The sequence below is a fragment of the Methylobacter sp. BBA5.1 genome (assembly GCF_000746145.1).
In the GTDB taxonomy this organism is placed as follows: domain Bacteria; phylum Pseudomonadota; class Gammaproteobacteria; order Methylococcales; family Methylomonadaceae; genus Methylobacter; species Methylobacter marinus.
Genome location: NZ_JQKS01000005.1, coordinates 76,165 through 91,168, shown reverse-complemented (window position 1 = coordinate 91,168; position 15,004 = coordinate 76,165). Strand labels below are relative to the sequence as shown.

Annotated in this window: 14 protein-coding genes and 1 riboswitch; of the genes, 5 read left to right on the top strand and 9 right to left on the bottom strand. The window is 51.2% G+C overall.

What is annotated here, in order from left to right; translation table 11 throughout:
* Positions 1–98: 98 nt before the first annotated feature.
* The 4 genes from EK22_RS04570 to EK22_RS04555 form a co-directional block, all read right to left on the bottom strand.
* The gene (locus EK22_RS04570) at positions 99–638 is read right to left on the bottom strand and encodes a DinB family protein (protein WP_020159348.1); all 540 of its coding nucleotides are present in this window, start codon (positions 636–638) and stop codon (positions 99–101) included.
* A gap of 722 nt (positions 639–1,360) precedes the next feature.
* Entirely contained in the window at positions 1,361–2,377 is a 1,017-nt protein-coding gene (ilvC, locus tag EK22_RS04565) for a ketol-acid reductoisomerase (protein ID WP_036248464.1), read from the bottom strand.
* Positions 2,378–2,454: 77 nt separating this feature from the next.
* The gene (gene ilvN / locus EK22_RS04560; RefSeq protein WP_020159345.1) at positions 2,455–2,946 is read right to left on the bottom strand and encodes an acetolactate synthase small subunit; all 492 of its coding nucleotides are present in this window, start codon (positions 2,944–2,946) and stop codon (positions 2,455–2,457) included.
* Positions 2,946–4,682 (bottom strand): acetolactate synthase 3 large subunit, encoded by a 1,737-nt coding sequence (locus EK22_RS04555; RefSeq protein WP_020159344.1) that lies wholly within the window; start codon positions 4,680–4,682, stop codon positions 2,946–2,948. The genes ilvN and EK22_RS04555 overlap by 1 nt, the downstream gene beginning before the upstream one ends.
* 272 nt (positions 4,683–4,954) lie before the next feature.
* Here EK22_RS04555 and EK22_RS04550 point away from each other — a divergent pair, with 272 nt between their 5' ends.
* Positions 4,955–6,214 carry a 6-phosphofructokinase gene (locus tag EK22_RS04550; RefSeq protein WP_036248461.1) on the top strand — a complete coding sequence of 420 codons (1,260 nt, stop codon included), beginning with the start codon at positions 4,955–4,957 and terminating at the stop codon, positions 6,212–6,214.
* Between the two features lie 102 nt (positions 6,215–6,316).
* Entirely contained in the window at positions 6,317–8,374 is a 2,058-nt protein-coding gene (locus EK22_RS04545) for a sodium-translocating pyrophosphatase (RefSeq protein ID WP_051961687.1), read from the top strand.
* Between the two features lie 9 nt (positions 8,375–8,383).
* Here the strand turns inward: EK22_RS04545 and EK22_RS04540 are convergent, their stop codons facing one another.
* The gene (locus tag EK22_RS04540) at positions 8,384–9,202 is read right to left on the bottom strand and encodes a DUF2797 domain-containing protein (protein WP_036248458.1); all 819 of its coding nucleotides are present in this window, start codon (positions 9,200–9,202) and stop codon (positions 8,384–8,386) included.
* Positions 9,203–9,278: 76 nt separating this feature from the next.
* On the opposite strand from EK22_RS04540, the gene ppa reads away from it, so the two are divergent.
* Entirely contained in the window at positions 9,279–9,827 is a 549-nt protein-coding gene (ppa, locus tag EK22_RS04535) for an inorganic diphosphatase (protein ID WP_036248456.1), read from the top strand.
* A gap of 65 nt (positions 9,828–9,892) precedes the next feature.
* On the opposite strand, the gene EK22_RS04530 is transcribed toward ppa, so the two are convergent.
* Positions 9,893–10,345, bottom strand: coding sequence for a molybdenum cofactor biosynthesis protein MoaE (locus tag EK22_RS04530; protein WP_020159339.1), 453 nt, complete (start codon positions 10,343–10,345; stop codon positions 9,893–9,895).
* Positions 10,346–10,347: 2 nt separating this feature from the next.
* Positions 10,348–10,581 carry a MoaD/ThiS family protein gene (locus EK22_RS04525; RefSeq protein ID WP_020159338.1) on the bottom strand — a complete coding sequence of 78 codons (234 nt, stop codon included), beginning with the start codon at positions 10,579–10,581 and terminating at the stop codon, positions 10,348–10,350.
* A 113-nt stretch (positions 10,582–10,694) separates the two neighbouring features.
* Here EK22_RS04525 and moaC point away from each other — a divergent pair, with 113 nt between their 5' ends.
* On the top strand, positions 10,695–11,171 hold the full coding sequence (moaC, locus tag EK22_RS04520) for a cyclic pyranopterin monophosphate synthase MoaC (RefSeq protein WP_027147273.1): 477 nt from the start codon (positions 10,695–10,697) through the stop codon (positions 11,169–11,171).
* A gap of 20 nt (positions 11,172–11,191) precedes the next feature.
* Complete coding sequence (locus EK22_RS04515; protein WP_020159336.1) at positions 11,192–11,881, top strand: ABC transporter permease; 690 nt, start codon at positions 11,192–11,194, stop codon at positions 11,879–11,881.
* A 140-nt stretch (positions 11,882–12,021) separates the two neighbouring features.
* Here the strand turns inward: EK22_RS04515 and EK22_RS04510 are convergent, their stop codons facing one another.
* Together EK22_RS04510 and thiC are read right to left on the bottom strand one after the other, a co-directional pair.
* A complete protein-coding gene (locus tag EK22_RS04510; protein ID WP_036248454.1) occupies positions 12,022–12,849 on the bottom strand; it encodes a hypothetical protein in 828 nt (275 codons plus the stop codon).
* Between the two features lie 88 nt (positions 12,850–12,937).
* On the bottom strand, positions 12,938–14,806 hold the full coding sequence (gene thiC / locus EK22_RS04505; protein WP_036248452.1) for a phosphomethylpyrimidine synthase ThiC: 1,869 nt from the start codon (positions 14,804–14,806) through the stop codon (positions 12,938–12,940).
* Between the two features lie 30 nt (positions 14,807–14,836).
* Positions 14,837–14,938, bottom strand: a riboswitch (TPP riboswitch).
* Positions 14,939–15,004: the final 66 nt, after the last annotated feature.

The window sequence follows — 15,004 nt, the reverse complement described above, 5'->3', positions numbered from 1 at the left end:
CTGCGTACTTGGATAAATCCCGTTTTTATAAAACCCGGGCTCGCGGGCAAAAAAGCTCGTAGGCTGAGTTGGAGCTTTGCGTAAACCCAGCCTGCGAGCTATTGAAATTCGGGAAGCCATATTAAATCAGTGATGCCTGGATCGATGCCGTGCTGGCTCAGCAATGTTGTGATCTGGCCCCGATGGTGCGTTTGATGGTTAAAAAAATGAATGACAGCAAACCAGAGAGGATAGCTTCTAGGCTTAGGGGTCACGGCGCTTGTGTAATGGAGAGTGCGGTTAAGCTCCGAATCCGTCAGCGATTCGGACCATTCAATGATGCTGCCGTCGGTTTTCTCCCGCTCTGCACGAAGCTGTAAGAAATCCGGATAAAGTTCTTGATCAAGGGATTTGAATGCAAAAGGCTGCCCCATGAAACGCCCCATCCATATCCGGTCGGCGAGCAGGGTATGATTCAGCGTGCCATGGATGGACTTGAAGAAGGCACCCATGTCGCGTTTCAGCGCCTCAGCTGGGATCGTCGAACAACTATCATAGATGCGCTCGTTCATCCAACGGTTATAGCCGGCCATCGTGCGCGTATAGCTGGTTATATTCGCCTTGCTTGTCATTTGTTTATTGGTTATGCAATCAGGCATATCGAATCTCCCAGTAACACTGATCTTTTCCGTAGGTTTCTAATATCCTCGACCATAGCCTCAAGGAACCCTGTTCCACTTCGGCCATTATACTTAGGATTTGGCTAAAAATGACTTCCTGAAACTGGAATCTTGCATAGGATGCGCTGACCAAAAGTAGGCGCTCCAGGCGGCGCAATGAAGCGCATCGCTCGCGAACGATGTTTAAACAGGGAAATTATTGGCGACCAAATCCTTAAGCGGCGTATGTTTGTAAGCATTTCCAGATGTGCTTTCCGGATACTTGAGCGATTGATAATAATCATCAATGCTTATGTTGGACTTTTTGCAAGATTCATCCAACGGATGATACTAACTGCCCAATGTTTACATACCGCCATATTACTCAGTCAGCCTTGTTCTGACGAGTAAAATTTGCGGAGTATCCATGGCATGCGAATAGTGCGAATACCCTAAAGGGCTCAAGTACCCATAGGGCATAAATGAATTCGCACCTACAGTTTATCCGTCATAATTAAATTGACTGAGTACTAGAACTGAAAAGGCAGTGGCGAGTGATCATCTGATATACGCAAAAAGGCGACGTCAACGGTCGGCATTTTAACCAAAGTCGTCCCTGCACTGCATGCTTGGATAAAACCCATTTTTATAGAATCCCGGCTCGCGGGCAAAAAAAAGCCCGTCATAAGACGGGCTTTTTTAAAACGGTCAAACCGAATTGATCAGTTTTTGGTTTTATCAACGATCTGGTTGGCCTTGATCCAAGGCATCATGCTGCGCAGTTTTTCACCGACAACTTCGATAGGATGCTCTGCATTCAGGCGACGTTTGGCTGTCATTTCCGGATAGCCGGTCATGCCTTCCAGGATGAATTTCTTGGCGTATTCGCCGTTTCTGATGTTGTTCAGCGCTTCGCGCATCGCCCAGCGGCTTTCGTCGTTGATGACTCGCGGGCCTGTGACGTACTCGCCATACTCGGCATTGTTGGAGATCGAGTAGTTCATGTTGGCGATGCCGCCTTCGTACATCAGGTCGACGATCAGTTTCAATTCGTGCAGACACTCAAAGTAAGCCATTTCAGGCGCGTAGCCGGCATCAACCAGCGTTTCAAAACCGGCTTTGACCAGTTCAACGGCGCCGCCGCACAATACCGCCTGTTCGCCGAACAGGTCGGTTTCGGTTTCATCGCGGAAAGTCGTTTCGATGATGCCTGAACGGCCGCCGCCGATAGCCGAAGCGTATGACAGGCAAATGTCCTTGGCTTTGCCCGATGCGTCCTGATGCACGGCGATCAGATCAGGGATGCCGCCGCCGCGGACAAATTCCGAACGCACGGTATGGCCCGGCGCTTTAGGTGCGATCATGATTACGTCCAGATCGGCGCGTGGTGTAACTTGGTTGTAAAGAATCGCAAACCCGTGCGCGAATGCCAAGGCAGCGCCTTGCTTGATATTCGGCTCAATTTCGGTTTTATACAGTTGCGCCTGGAACTCGTCGGGTGTCAGGATCATGACCACATCGGCGCCGGCTATGGCTTCGGGCACGTCTTTTACGGTCAATCCGGCGCCTTGCGCTTTCGCCACTGAGGCGGAACTCGCACGCAAGCCAACGACAACATCAACGCCGGAGTCTTTTAAGTTGTTGGCATGGGCGTGACCTTGTGAACCGTAGCCGATGATGGCTACTTTTTTACTTTTGATGATTGAAAGATCAGCATCTTTGTCGTAATAAACTTGCATGGGTTTTCCTGTGTTTTATGTTTTTTAAATTTCAAACCAGGCCCGGGGAACCGGGCGCTGAATAAATAAAGCATTGGCTACAGATGCAGCCCTTTCTCGCCGCGCGAAATGCCGGTCGGACCGGAACGCACGACTTCTATAATACCGTCCGAATCAATGGCGGCGACGAATGCGTCCAGCTTATCCGAGGTGCCGGTCATTTCAACGACATAAGTCGTTGGCGTCACGTCGATGATGCGGCCACGAAAAATATTGGCCAGGCTTCTGACCTCCTCGCGCGTCTCGTCGCTGGTTTTCACTTTCACCATCATCAGTTCGCGCTCGATATGCACGGATTCGGCCAAATCGATCAGCTTGACCACATCAATCAGCTTATTGAGTTGTTTGGTGATCTGTTCGATAACGTCTTCATTGCCACGGGTGACCAATGTCATTCTGGATAGGCTGGGGTCTTCCGTCGGCGCCACAGTCAACGACTCGATGTTGTAACCGCGTGCTGAGAACAAACCGGCCACGCGCGATAATGCGCCCGCCTCATTTTCCATCAGTATCGAAATAATATGTCTCATTATGCCAGTTCCCTGTCTGTCGGTGTTCCCGGTGCTACTCTCAGCTTCATGTCGTGATGGCCCTTGCCGGCCTCGATCATCGGATAAACGTTCTCGGTTCTATCGGTCATGATGTCCAAGAACACCGTACGGTCTTTCAATGCAAAGGCTTCTTCCAGCGCCGGCCGCACTTCTTCCGGCTTATCGATGCGCATGCCGATATGACCATAGGCCTCGGCCAGTTTCACGAAATCAGGAATCGTATCCATATAGGAATGCGAATAGCGGCTTTCATAGGAGAATTCCTGCCATTGCCGCACCATACCCATATAGCGGTTGTTCAGGTTAACGATTTTGACCGGCGTATTGTACTGCAGCGCCGTCGATAATTCCTGAATACACATCTGGATGCTGGCCTCGCCGGTGACACACGCGACATTGGCGTCGGGATGAGCCAGTTTGACGCCGATCGCCGCCGGCAGACCGAATCCCATCGTGCCCAAGCCCCCGGAGTTAATCCAGCGGCGAGGCTTGTCGAAATGATAATACTGGGCGGCGTACATTTGATGCTGCCCCACGTCCGAAGTGATAAAGGCCTCGCCCTTGGTCACGTCATATAATTGCTCGATCACATATTGCGGCTTGATCAGGAGGCTGCTTCTGTCGTAATCCAGGCAGTTAACGGCGCGCCATTTTTCGATCTGGTTCCACCAGTTTTCCAACGCCTTTTTGTTCGGTTTCTTTTTGCCTTCCTTAATCAGCTCGAGCATTTGTTCCAGCACCGGCTTCACATCGCCGACAATGGGTACATCGACTTTAACGGTCTTGGAAATGGAAGCCGGATCGATATCGATATGGATAATCTTGGCGTACGGACAGAACTGGTCGAGTTTACCGGTAACGCGGTCATCGAAGCGTGCGCCGATGGCGATAATCACATCGCTCTCGTGCATGGCCATATTGGCCTCATAGGTGCCGTGCATTCCCAGCATGCCGATGAACTGCTTGTCGGTCGCCGGATACGCACCCAGGCCCATCAGGGTATTGGTGACCGGATAGCCCAGCATGCGAACTAATTCCGTCAGTTCCTCGCTGGCTTCACCCAGCACGACGCCGCCGCCCGCATAAACCATGGGTTTCTCGGCCTCTAACAATAACTCCACGGCTCTTTTTATTTGGCCCTTATGTCCGGCTGTAGCCGGGTTGTAGGAGCGCATCGTCACTTTTTTGGGATATTTATACGGCACCTTAATTCTTGGATCAGTGATGTCCTTGGGCACATCGATGACCACCGGTCCGGGACGCCCCGTCGTCGCCACGTAAAACGCTTTTTTTATGGTTTCCGCCAGTTTGGTCACATCCTTGACCAGAAAATTATGTTTCACGCAAGGCCGGGTTATGCCGACCATGTCGACTTCCTGGAACGCGTCGCTGCCGATCACCGGCGAGGACACCTGACCGGAAATGACAACCATCGGAATCGAGTCCAGATATGCCGTGGCGATGCCGGTGACGGCGTTGGTCGCGCCCGGTCCGGAAGTCACCAGCACCACGCCAGGCTTTCCGGTTGCACGGGCATAGCCGTCGGCGGCATGCGTAGCCGCCTGTTCATGCCGGACCAGAATATGTTTGACGTCATCCTGCTGGAAGATCGCATCGTATAAATGCAATACCGCCCCGCCGGGATAGCCAAAAATATATTCCACGCCTTCGTCTTTAAGACTCTGAATTACGATTTGTGCGCCGTTTAGCTCCACGCTAATGCCCTCAATAATCTGGTTATGACTCTCGGTTCAAGTCGATTTTATTCCGTTTTTCAAAATTCAAGCCCGATGTCACCGGCATTATTTTGAAAAAAGGTGAATAAACTACTGATATTGTCTTTTTTCGTCAAGCAATTCTCGACTATTTTACTAGGTTCCTGACGGAATTGTAATTTTGATCTTTAACGCATTGTTTAATGCTTGTCTAGTAGATAACAATCCATTATTGTTCTAAATATCACGCACTCACATAAGGAATCAATAAAATGTCAATAAAAAATGCTTTCTATGCCCAATCCGGGGGAGTCACGTCTGTCATTAACGCCAGCGCTTGCGGAGTCCTGCAAACCGCCCGGCAACATCCCGACAAAATAGGCACGGTTTATGCCGGGCACAATGGCATTATCGGCGCCTTAAAGGAAGAGCTGATTGATACCGGCCTTGAATCCGATGCCGCCATTGCGGCTTTAAGGCATACGCCGGCCGGAGCGTTCGGCTCCTGCCGTTATAAATTAAAAAGCCTGGAACAAAACAAGGCCGAATACGCGCGCCTGATCGAAGTCTTTAAAACGCATAATATCGGCTACTTTTTCTATAACGGCGGCGGTGATTCCCAGGACACTGCATATAAAGTGTCACAATTGGGCGACCAGATGGGCTATCCGATCATCTGTGTCGGCGTGCCTAAAACGGTGGACAACGACTTACCCATTACCGACACCTGCCCGGGTTTCGGCTCTGTCGCCAAATACATAGCTGTTTCCATGCGCGAGGCCAGTTTCGACGTGGAATCCATGTGCCTTACATCCACCAAGGTGTTCGTGCTGGAGGTCATGGGACGACATGCCGGCTGGATCGCCGCCGCGGGCGGGCTGGCGGCCAACGATGATAAAGACATCCCGCTGGTAATTTTGTTCCCCGAAGTGCAATTTGATCAGGCCAGGTTTCTGGCCAAGGTTGACGAAAAAGTCAAAAAATACGGCTATTGCTCGGTTGTGGTATCGGAAGGCGTAAAAGGCGCTGATGGCAAGTTCCTGGCCGAGGCCGGCGGCACCGATGCCTTCGGCCATGCGCAATTAGGCGGTGCCGCGCCAGTAGTCGCCAATATTGTCAAAGATGCACTGGGTTACAAATATCACTGGGCTGTCGCCGATTATCTGCAAAGAGCGGCTCGCCATATTGCCTCGAAAACCGACGTGGATCAGGCTTATGCCATGGGCAAGGCTGCCGTGGAACTGGCCATCTCCGGCAAATCGGCCGTTATGCCCACTATCGTCAGAACGTCCGACGCGCCTTATCAATGGCACGTGGGCCATGCCGACCTGAAGGATGTCGCCAATGTTGAAAAAATGATGCCGGCCGAGTTCATTTCAGATGACGGCTTTGGCATTACCGAAGCCTGCCGCCATTATCTGCAACCATTAATCATGGGCGAGGACTATCCGCCTTATAAAAATGGTTTGCCGGATTATGTCACGATGAAAAAACAGATGATTGCTAAAAAACTGCCTGAATTTTCCGTCTAGACTATCCGACGCTCTTTAAAATATATTGAAGAGTTCGAACATAAGCCCACGCTGATGACCGCGGAACGCCGGCGTTCCGCGGTCATCCATCAAGGACGGACCATGCCAAATATTATTCTGCCCACCCTGTCGCCTGCCCAATGGTGCAGTCTTTTTGTCCTGTTCGCTGCCGCCAGCGCTATTTTGTACAGTCTGATTTCGATCAAATGGATCAAAAAACAACCTGCCGGCAACGAACACATGCAGGCTATCGCCCAGGCGATCCAGCAAGGCGCCCAGGCTTACCTGGCCAGGCAGTATAAAGTGATAGCCCTGGTCGGCATCCTGATCTTGTTACTGCTCGGTTTCCTATTGAATTGGGAAACCGCCGGCGGTTTTGCCGTCGGCGCGCTGTTTTCGGCACTGGCCGGCTTCATGGGCATGCATATTTCGGTTCGCGCCAATGTCCGCACCGCGCAAGCCGCCTATGCTGGCACGGCTCATGCATTTCTGATCGCCTTCCGGGGCGGCTCCATTACCGGCATGTTAGTCGCGGGCCTGGGGCTTCTGGCAGCAAGCGGCTATTATAGCGCGCTACAACAATTGGGTACGCCGGAACCACTGCACGCCATGATAGGCGTCGCTTTCGGCGCATCGTTGATTGCCATTTTCGCACGCCTTGGCGGCGGAATATTTACCAAAGGCGCCGACGTAGGCGCCGATATCGTCGGCAAGGTAGAAGCCGGCATACCCGAGGATGACCCCAGGAATCCGGCCGTGATCGCCGATAATGTCGGCGATAATGTCGGCGACTGCGCCGGCATGGCGGCCGATTTGTTCGAATCCTATACCGTATCGCTGATTGGCACGATGTTATTGGCCAGCCTGCTGGTGCCCGGCGATAATGAAAACATCATCATTTATCCCTTGGTGCTGGGCGGCATTTCAATCCTGACCGCCATTATCGGCATTCTCTTCGTCAGAATTGGCCGCCGCGGCAATATCATGGGCGCTTTATATAAGGGCGTCATGGTATCGGTGACACTGTCCTTCCTGCTGTTTTATCTACTCACCGAACGGTTGCTCGGCGATACATTGGTTATCGGTATGCAAGTCATTCCTTCCATTAACCTGTTTTATTCGACCATTATCGGTCTAGGCTTAATGGCTGCCTTGATGGTCATCACCGAATACTACACCTCCAGCCAGTATGAGCCGGTCAGGCAAATTGCACTGGCATCGACCACCGGGGACGGCACTAATGTCATTGCCGGCCTAAGCCTGTCCATGAAAGCCACCGCCGCACCGGTTATCCTGATCTGCGCCGGCATGTGGGGGGCTTACCACTTGGCGGGAGTATTCGGCATCGCCATTGCCGCGACCGGCATGTTGTCGTTAACGGGCATAATTGTGGCTATGGATGCCTACGGCCCTATTACCGACAATGCCGGCGGTATTGCCGAAATGGCAAAAATGCCAGAGGAAATCCGCCGAATCACCGATCCTCTCGATGCCGTCGGCAATACCACCAAAGCCGTTACCAAAGGTTATGCGATGGGTTCGGCAGGCCTTGCGGCGCTGGTGTTGTTTTCCGATTTCACCAACAAACTCGGCGGCATTATTTTCGATCTGTCGGATCATCGGGTCATTATCGGCCTGTTGCTCGGCGCGCTGATTCCTTACTTGTTCAGCGCCCTGGCCATGGAAGCGGTCGGCAAGGCTGCCAGCGATATCGTCAACGAAGTGCGCCGCCAGTTCAAGGAAATCCCCGGCATTATGGATTACACGGCCAAGCCCGATTATTCAAAGGCGGTCGATATGCTGACGATTTCCGCGATCAGAAAAATGGTTGCACCATCCCTGTTGCCGGTGTCCATACCGGCCATCGTCGGCTTCACGCTAGGTAAGGAAGCTTTAGGCGGCGTGCTGATCGGCACGATCATTACCGGCCTGTTTGTCGCCATCTCCATGACTATCGGCGGCGGCGCCTGGGACAATGCCAAAAAATACATCGAGGAAGGGCATTATGGCGGCAAAGGTTCCGATGCGCATAAAGCCTCGGTTACCGGCGATACCGTAGGCGATCCGTACAAGGATACCGCCGGCCCTTCCGTGAATATTATTATCAAGATGGTCAACAGCGTAGCCTTGCTGGTCGTGCCGTTGCTGGACAAATTTTAGGCCGGGAACTTACGGGACAGTAAACTCGACCTCGTAACCGGTAAATTTGCGAATATTGATCACGCCTGTATCGAGCATCAGGTACTGGCCTTTGATGCCGTGCAGAACGCCTGCGACTTCCGGCTGCTTATCGAAATTGAAGGACTTGACCTTTACCGGGTAATTATCCACCGGGTAATGAATCGCGACCACTTGTTCATGCGTTAGCACTTCAATCGCCTGCTGACCGAAGCGCTCGGCGATGTTGGCCAATTCCGCTTTGCACACGGCAATCAGTTCATCGCGTTTGGCCGCCAGGTCGACAGGTTCCGCATGATTTTTCAGCATTTGCTGCCAGCTGGTCTTGTCGCTGACATATCGGGCAATAGCCACCTCGATCAAGCCGGAAATATAGCGTGACTGCACTTTAAAAATCGGCAAGGCCTGGACCGCGCCCTGGTCGATCCAACGCGTCGGTATCTGGTTCTGCCGGGTGATGCCTACTTTGATGCCGGAGGAATTGGCCAGATATACGATATGGGGCTGGAAACAGAATTCGTCCGCCCACGCCGGCTCTCTACAGGTGCCGGCTTCATAATGGCAGGTTTCCGGCTTCATGATACACATGTCGCACTGCGCCAGTGTAGTAAAACAGGGATAGCAATAGCCCTGACTAAAACTTTTCTTGGTTTGCCTGCCGCAATGCACGCAATAAATCCTGCCGGTGTAGGTGAGTTTAAGCGGCTTACCGATTAGCGGATTTAAGGCGACCGTCTGATCCGACAATGGCAACTCATATTGAACCGGGTTGTCCAATTGAGTACACATTTTTCTTAATTGTCCCTGCATGCGGGTATTCCTCTAAATAAAGCTTATCACAGCTGATATAATGTCACGATTTGACAATCTACTAAAGAGGACATGCATGTCATTGATGAAAGTCTCGTCTGGAAAAGATATTCCGAACGATATTAATGTTGTAATTGAAATACCCGCTTTCAGCGACCCGGTTAAATACGAAATCGACAAGGATACCGGCGCACTGATGGTCGACCGCTTCATGGGCACTTCAATGCAGTACCCAACCAATTACGGCTATATTCCGCACACTCTTTCAGATGATGGCGATCCGGTTGATGTTCTGGTGATTACGCCTGCGCCGCTGTTAAGCGGTTGTGTGGTGCGCTGCCGGCCTATCGGCGTCCTGAAAATGACGGATGAAGCCGGGGAGGATGCCAAAGTATTGGCCGTGCCGCTGGAAAAATTGACCCCGTTCTATAATCGCGTCAAAAGCTATGAAGACATTCCTGAAGATAAACTGGCTAAAATCGCGCATTTCTTTGAACACTACAAGGACCTGGAAGAGGGCAAATGGGTAAAAATCGAAGGCTGGTTCAGCCTGGAACATGCCCAGGAAGAAATCATGTCAAGCATAAAACGATATAACTCGACTGTAGAGAAACCACTTTTCTAAGCGGCGCACACGCCATATGCTATTTATAAGGGGGGCACCAACAATGCCCCCCACACTGCTCCCTCTCATTCGCGCTTATAACCATCGGTATTCTTCTCCACCCAGCGCTGATCCTCCGAAAGTAACGCTTCCTTTTTCCAGAAAGGCGCTTTCGACTTTAACGCTTCCATAATATACCGGCTGGCATCGAATGCATCGCCACGGTGTGAAGCCCAGACCACCACCAGCACAATCGGCTCATTCGGCAAAATTTCTCCCACGCGATGCACGACCAGCGCATCAATGACCGACCACTGACGCCGCGCTTCAGCAATGATTTTTTCCAGCTGCTTTTCGGTCATGCCCGGATAATGCTCAAGATGCATGGATTTGACATCATCGCCTTCGTTGAAATCGCGCATGGTGCCGATAAAAACGTTGGTCGCGCCGAATTTACCGGCCATCTGCCTTGCCGCATTTTGATACGCCTGAACTTCCTGCCAGGGATCGAAGCCTTGCGCATAAATTTTCACTGCCATGGTCAGCCTCCGGTTACCGGCGGAAAAAAAGCCACCTCATCGCCGTCCCTGACGACACTGTTCCAGTCGACATATTCCATATTGACCGCCGCCAACAGATTATCCGGCGCCGGCTTGCCGACATTGGCACGACACCATATATCCTTGACGGTGACCGGGCCAGTAAACTCAAGATCGTCTTCCGAACGGCCCAGGCTTTCTTTCAAACTGGCGAAATAACGCACTTTAATTGACATAGTCATTCACGCGGTCATAAAAAAGATAGATAATAATAAATTGAACCCCGCCCCAGCAAAATCGCACAGTTTGCCTGCGGCGGCATTCCTTTATCGGTAATTTTACAAGAATTGTGACTGAACTAACCCATTTTAATCAGTCCGGCGAAGCCCATATGGTCGATGTCGGTGATAAAGCGATCACCCAGCGCACAGCCATCACTGAAGGCTATATTGAAATGCGGCCGGAAACACTCAAGCTGATCATCGAAGGCGGGCATAAAAAAGGCGATGTGCTGACCATAGCCAGAATCGCCGGCATCATGGCCAGCAAGAAAACCGCCGATTTGATTCCGCTCTGCCATCCCCTGCCCATCACTCACGTGGAAATCAGCCTGACCGCGGAAATCGACAACAACCGCGTACGCTGCCAGACCACGGTAAAAACCAATGGCCAGACCGGTGTGGAAATGGAAGCCCTCAACGCCACGCAGATCGCCTTGCTGACCATCTATGATATGTGTAAGGCCGTGGATCGGGGCATGGTGATTCAATCCGTACAGTTGCTGGAAAAAGACGGCGGTAAATCGGGACACTGGCAGCGCCAATAGCTGACCGGAATGTTCCCATTATGAATTATTTTTCGGATGCCTTTTCAGCCGCTATCGGACTCGTTTTCCAATTTGATCCGGATGTTTACGAAATCGTCTGGACATCTTTAAAAATATCGCTGATCGCGACTTCCTTCGCCTCGCTGCTTGGCGTACTGCTGGGTATATGGACCGCCATCAGTCACTTTCCGGGCAAACACGTGCTGCAGCATCTGTTGAATACTCTGATGGCCATGCCGACGGTGATGATCGGTCTGATTTTTTACGGCTTGCTCAGCCGCAGGGGGCCTTTGGGGGAATTCGGTTTACTGTACACGGAAACCGCCGTCATCTTGGGTCAAGCGTGCCTGATCCTGCCTATCATCATGAATATGACGCTAGTAGCCGTACAATCGGCCGATAACCGACTCATGTTCACACTGAAAATGCTGGGCGCGAAGTCCTACCAGCAAATTGTCCCGATTTTAAGTGAGCTGCGCTATGTCATACTGGCCGGCATTATTACCGGGTTCGGCCGTGCCATTGGCGAAGTCGGTGCCGCCATGATGCTGGGTGGCAACATTCAGGGCTCGACCCGAACCATGACCACGGCCATCGCGCTGGAAACCAGCAAAGGCGATTTCGAACTGGGCCTGGCGCTAGGTCTCCTGCTGCTGCTGATCGCCTTTACCGTCAACCTGATGCTGCAACTGCTGAAAAGCAAGACCTGAAGGTCCATCTACCAGCTAAAACTCCTTAAAAATCAGTAATTGCTTACAGGAGTTCAGCGGGCGCCTTAGCTTTCATTGATTATTTATATCCCTGATATTGCGAATCCGTTGCCTGTTTAAAGATGACTGAACGTCTTTTGTTACTTGTGCTTTTTGAATCCGCCCAGCGCTTTAAAGAGCTTTCCGACCTTGCGCCTTTCGGCGCTTTGAGGAGCTAAAGCCTCATCACGATGAATCTGGCTCAGCCACGCCTCATATTCCTGGCGTGTTTCCTCCAGTTTGCGGCGAATTCTATTCCGGTGTTCGCTGGAAATTTCAAGCCGGATAAAATCACTGTCCTGTCTAAGCATGAATCGGGCGACTTCATCCAGCAGATCGTCATCAATTTGCTCAGGCGCAAAACTCTTTTTATACACGCCAAAGTTTTCGTGATTATTGATGAGTATCTTTATGTTCGAGGCAACATAATCCACTTCAAATTTGAATCTGACCGGAATCTTGCGGGTCACGATAAAACTGGCATTTTGCACCGCCCCCACACCTTGAAAATACTTCCATTCAAAAGGCACCTTATGCGCGCTTAGGAAAGCGACCTCCTGCTCTATCAGACTTTTTCCCTGCAAGTTATAGCTAAATGCCCCTTCGCTCAGGCAAAAAAAACTCACATTGATTTGCATGAGCTTACCAGGATCTACATAGCCGATAATGCCATCCGTGTTTATTTTGTAATCTGTTTGAATCAGGCGACCGAGCTGGGGGTATTTAGAGCTGTAGTCATCAATGAAAATAGACTGTTCAAGATAAGTTAAATGTTCGACCATCTCCTTCATGAATACAAAGATGCTTTGCATTTTGGGAAGAATGGCGTCTTTATAACGCGCCGCTAATTCTTGTTCAATATGCTGTTGGTCTAGCTCATCATCTTGTTTTCCGTGTACCTGTCCTCTTAATTGCTCAAGAACCCCCATAACCGCTCCTTTAGCGTTTATTTAGTGTATGGGCATAAATATACCGTGGATTGCCCATCAAATCTGCGATCCACGGCACTTTAAGCCTTTAAATTTTATGATAAATAGCCGCACCTTCTTCCACAAATTGCTTGGACTTCTCATCCATCCCTTTTATCAATGCCTCTTCCTCGGCAATGCCTTTTTCAGCCGCGTAATCACGCACATCCTGACTGATTTTCATCGAACAGAAATGCGGGCCGCACATCGAGCAGAAATGCGCGATTTTAGCCGACTCCTTAGGCAGGGTTTCATCATGGAATTCACGCGCCCGCTCAGGGTCCAGGCCGATGTTGAACTGATCTTCCCAGCGGAATTCGAAGCGCGCCTTGGACATGGCGTTATCGCGCGCCTGCGCGCCAGGATGGCCTTTGGCGAGATCGGCGGCATGCGCGGCGATTTTATAGGTCACGATACCTTCACGTACGTCTTGTTTATTAGGCAACCCCAAGTGCTCTTTCTGGGTGACATAACAGAGCATCGCACAGCCGTACCAGCCGATATTGGCGGCGCCGATAGCCGAGGTAATATGGTCATAACCGGGCGCGATATCGGTCGTCAACGGGCCTAAGGTATAGAAAGGCGCCTCGCCGCATTCTTCGAGTTGTTTGTCCATATTGACTTTAATCATATGTAAGGGTACATGCCCCGGTCCTTCAATCATGGTTTGCACATCATGTTTCCAGGCAATTTTAGTCAATTCTCCCAAAGTTTCCAGTTCGCCGAATTGCGCGGCATCGTTGGCGTCATAAATTGACCCCGGACGCAGCCCATCCCCTAATGAGAACGACACATCATAAGCCTTCATGATTTCACAGATTTCTTCGAAATGCGTGTACAGGAAGCTTTCCGTGTGATGCGCCAGACACCATTTCGCCATAATGGAGCCGCCGCGCGAGACGATGCCGGTCATTCTCTTGGCTGTCAACGGCACATGGTGCAAACGCACGCCGGCGTGGATCGTGAAGTAGTCGACGCCCTGCTCGGCCTGTTCGATCAATGTGTCGCGGAAGATTTCCCAAGTCAGTTCCTCGGCCTTGCCGTTGACTTTTTCCAGCGCCTGATAGATGGGCACGGTGCCTATAGGGACGGGCGAGTTGCGTAAAATCCATTCTCGGGTTTCATGAATGTTCTTGCCGGTCGATAAATCCATGATCGTATCGCCGCCCCAGCGTATGCCCCAGAGCATTTTCTCGACCTCTTCATCGATAGACGACGTGACCGCCGAATTGCCGAGGTTGCCGTTGATTTTGACCAGGAAGTTGCGGCCGATAATCATCGGCTCCAACTCGGGGTGATTGATATTGGCCGGAATAATGGCACGGCCACGCGCGACTTCGGAGCGCACAAATTCAGGCGTAATGACGGCTGGAATCGATGCGCCAAAGGAATCGCCCGGATGCTGGTCTTTCCATAATTCACGCATTTCCTCCATTTTCTGGTTTTCCCGTATCGCGATAAATTCCATTTCCGGTGTGATGATTCCCTGCCGGGCATAATGCATTTGCGTGACGTTAGCGCCGGCTTTGGCGCGGCGCGGCTTGCGAATATGTTCAAAGCGCAAATCAGCGGTTTCGGGATCTTCCAGGCGCTGGCGCCCGAATTCCGAGCTCGGGCCAGGCAGTTCTTCGGTATCGTTACGCTCTGCAATCCAGGCTGCGCGAATGGCACTCAGGCCTTTTTTTAAATCAACTTCAACATCGGGGTCGGTATAAACGCCAGAGGTGTCATAGACGTACAATGGGGGATTTTTTTCCGCGCCGAATTGGACCGGTGTGTCGGACAGGGTGATCTTGCGCATTGGAACGCGTATATCAGGCCGACTGCCTTGAACGTAGATTTTTTCCGATGCCGGATAGGAATCAATTTTGACACTGCTGGCGGCAGTGGACGTAAGATCTTTAAGAACAGCGCTCATGCTTATCTCCAAAATTCAATAAAACAAGACGCAGGGAAGTGTGGGCTTTCCTACGCCGGTATTAACCGGAGTCAGGTTCAAAGGGTTTCTCTCAGCCTCAAGATACATCTCGAAGCACCCCTAGCCTTTACGGATATTGCTCTAAATTAAATGAAAATGACCTACATTGCAAGTCAGCGCTATATAACCACCACCATA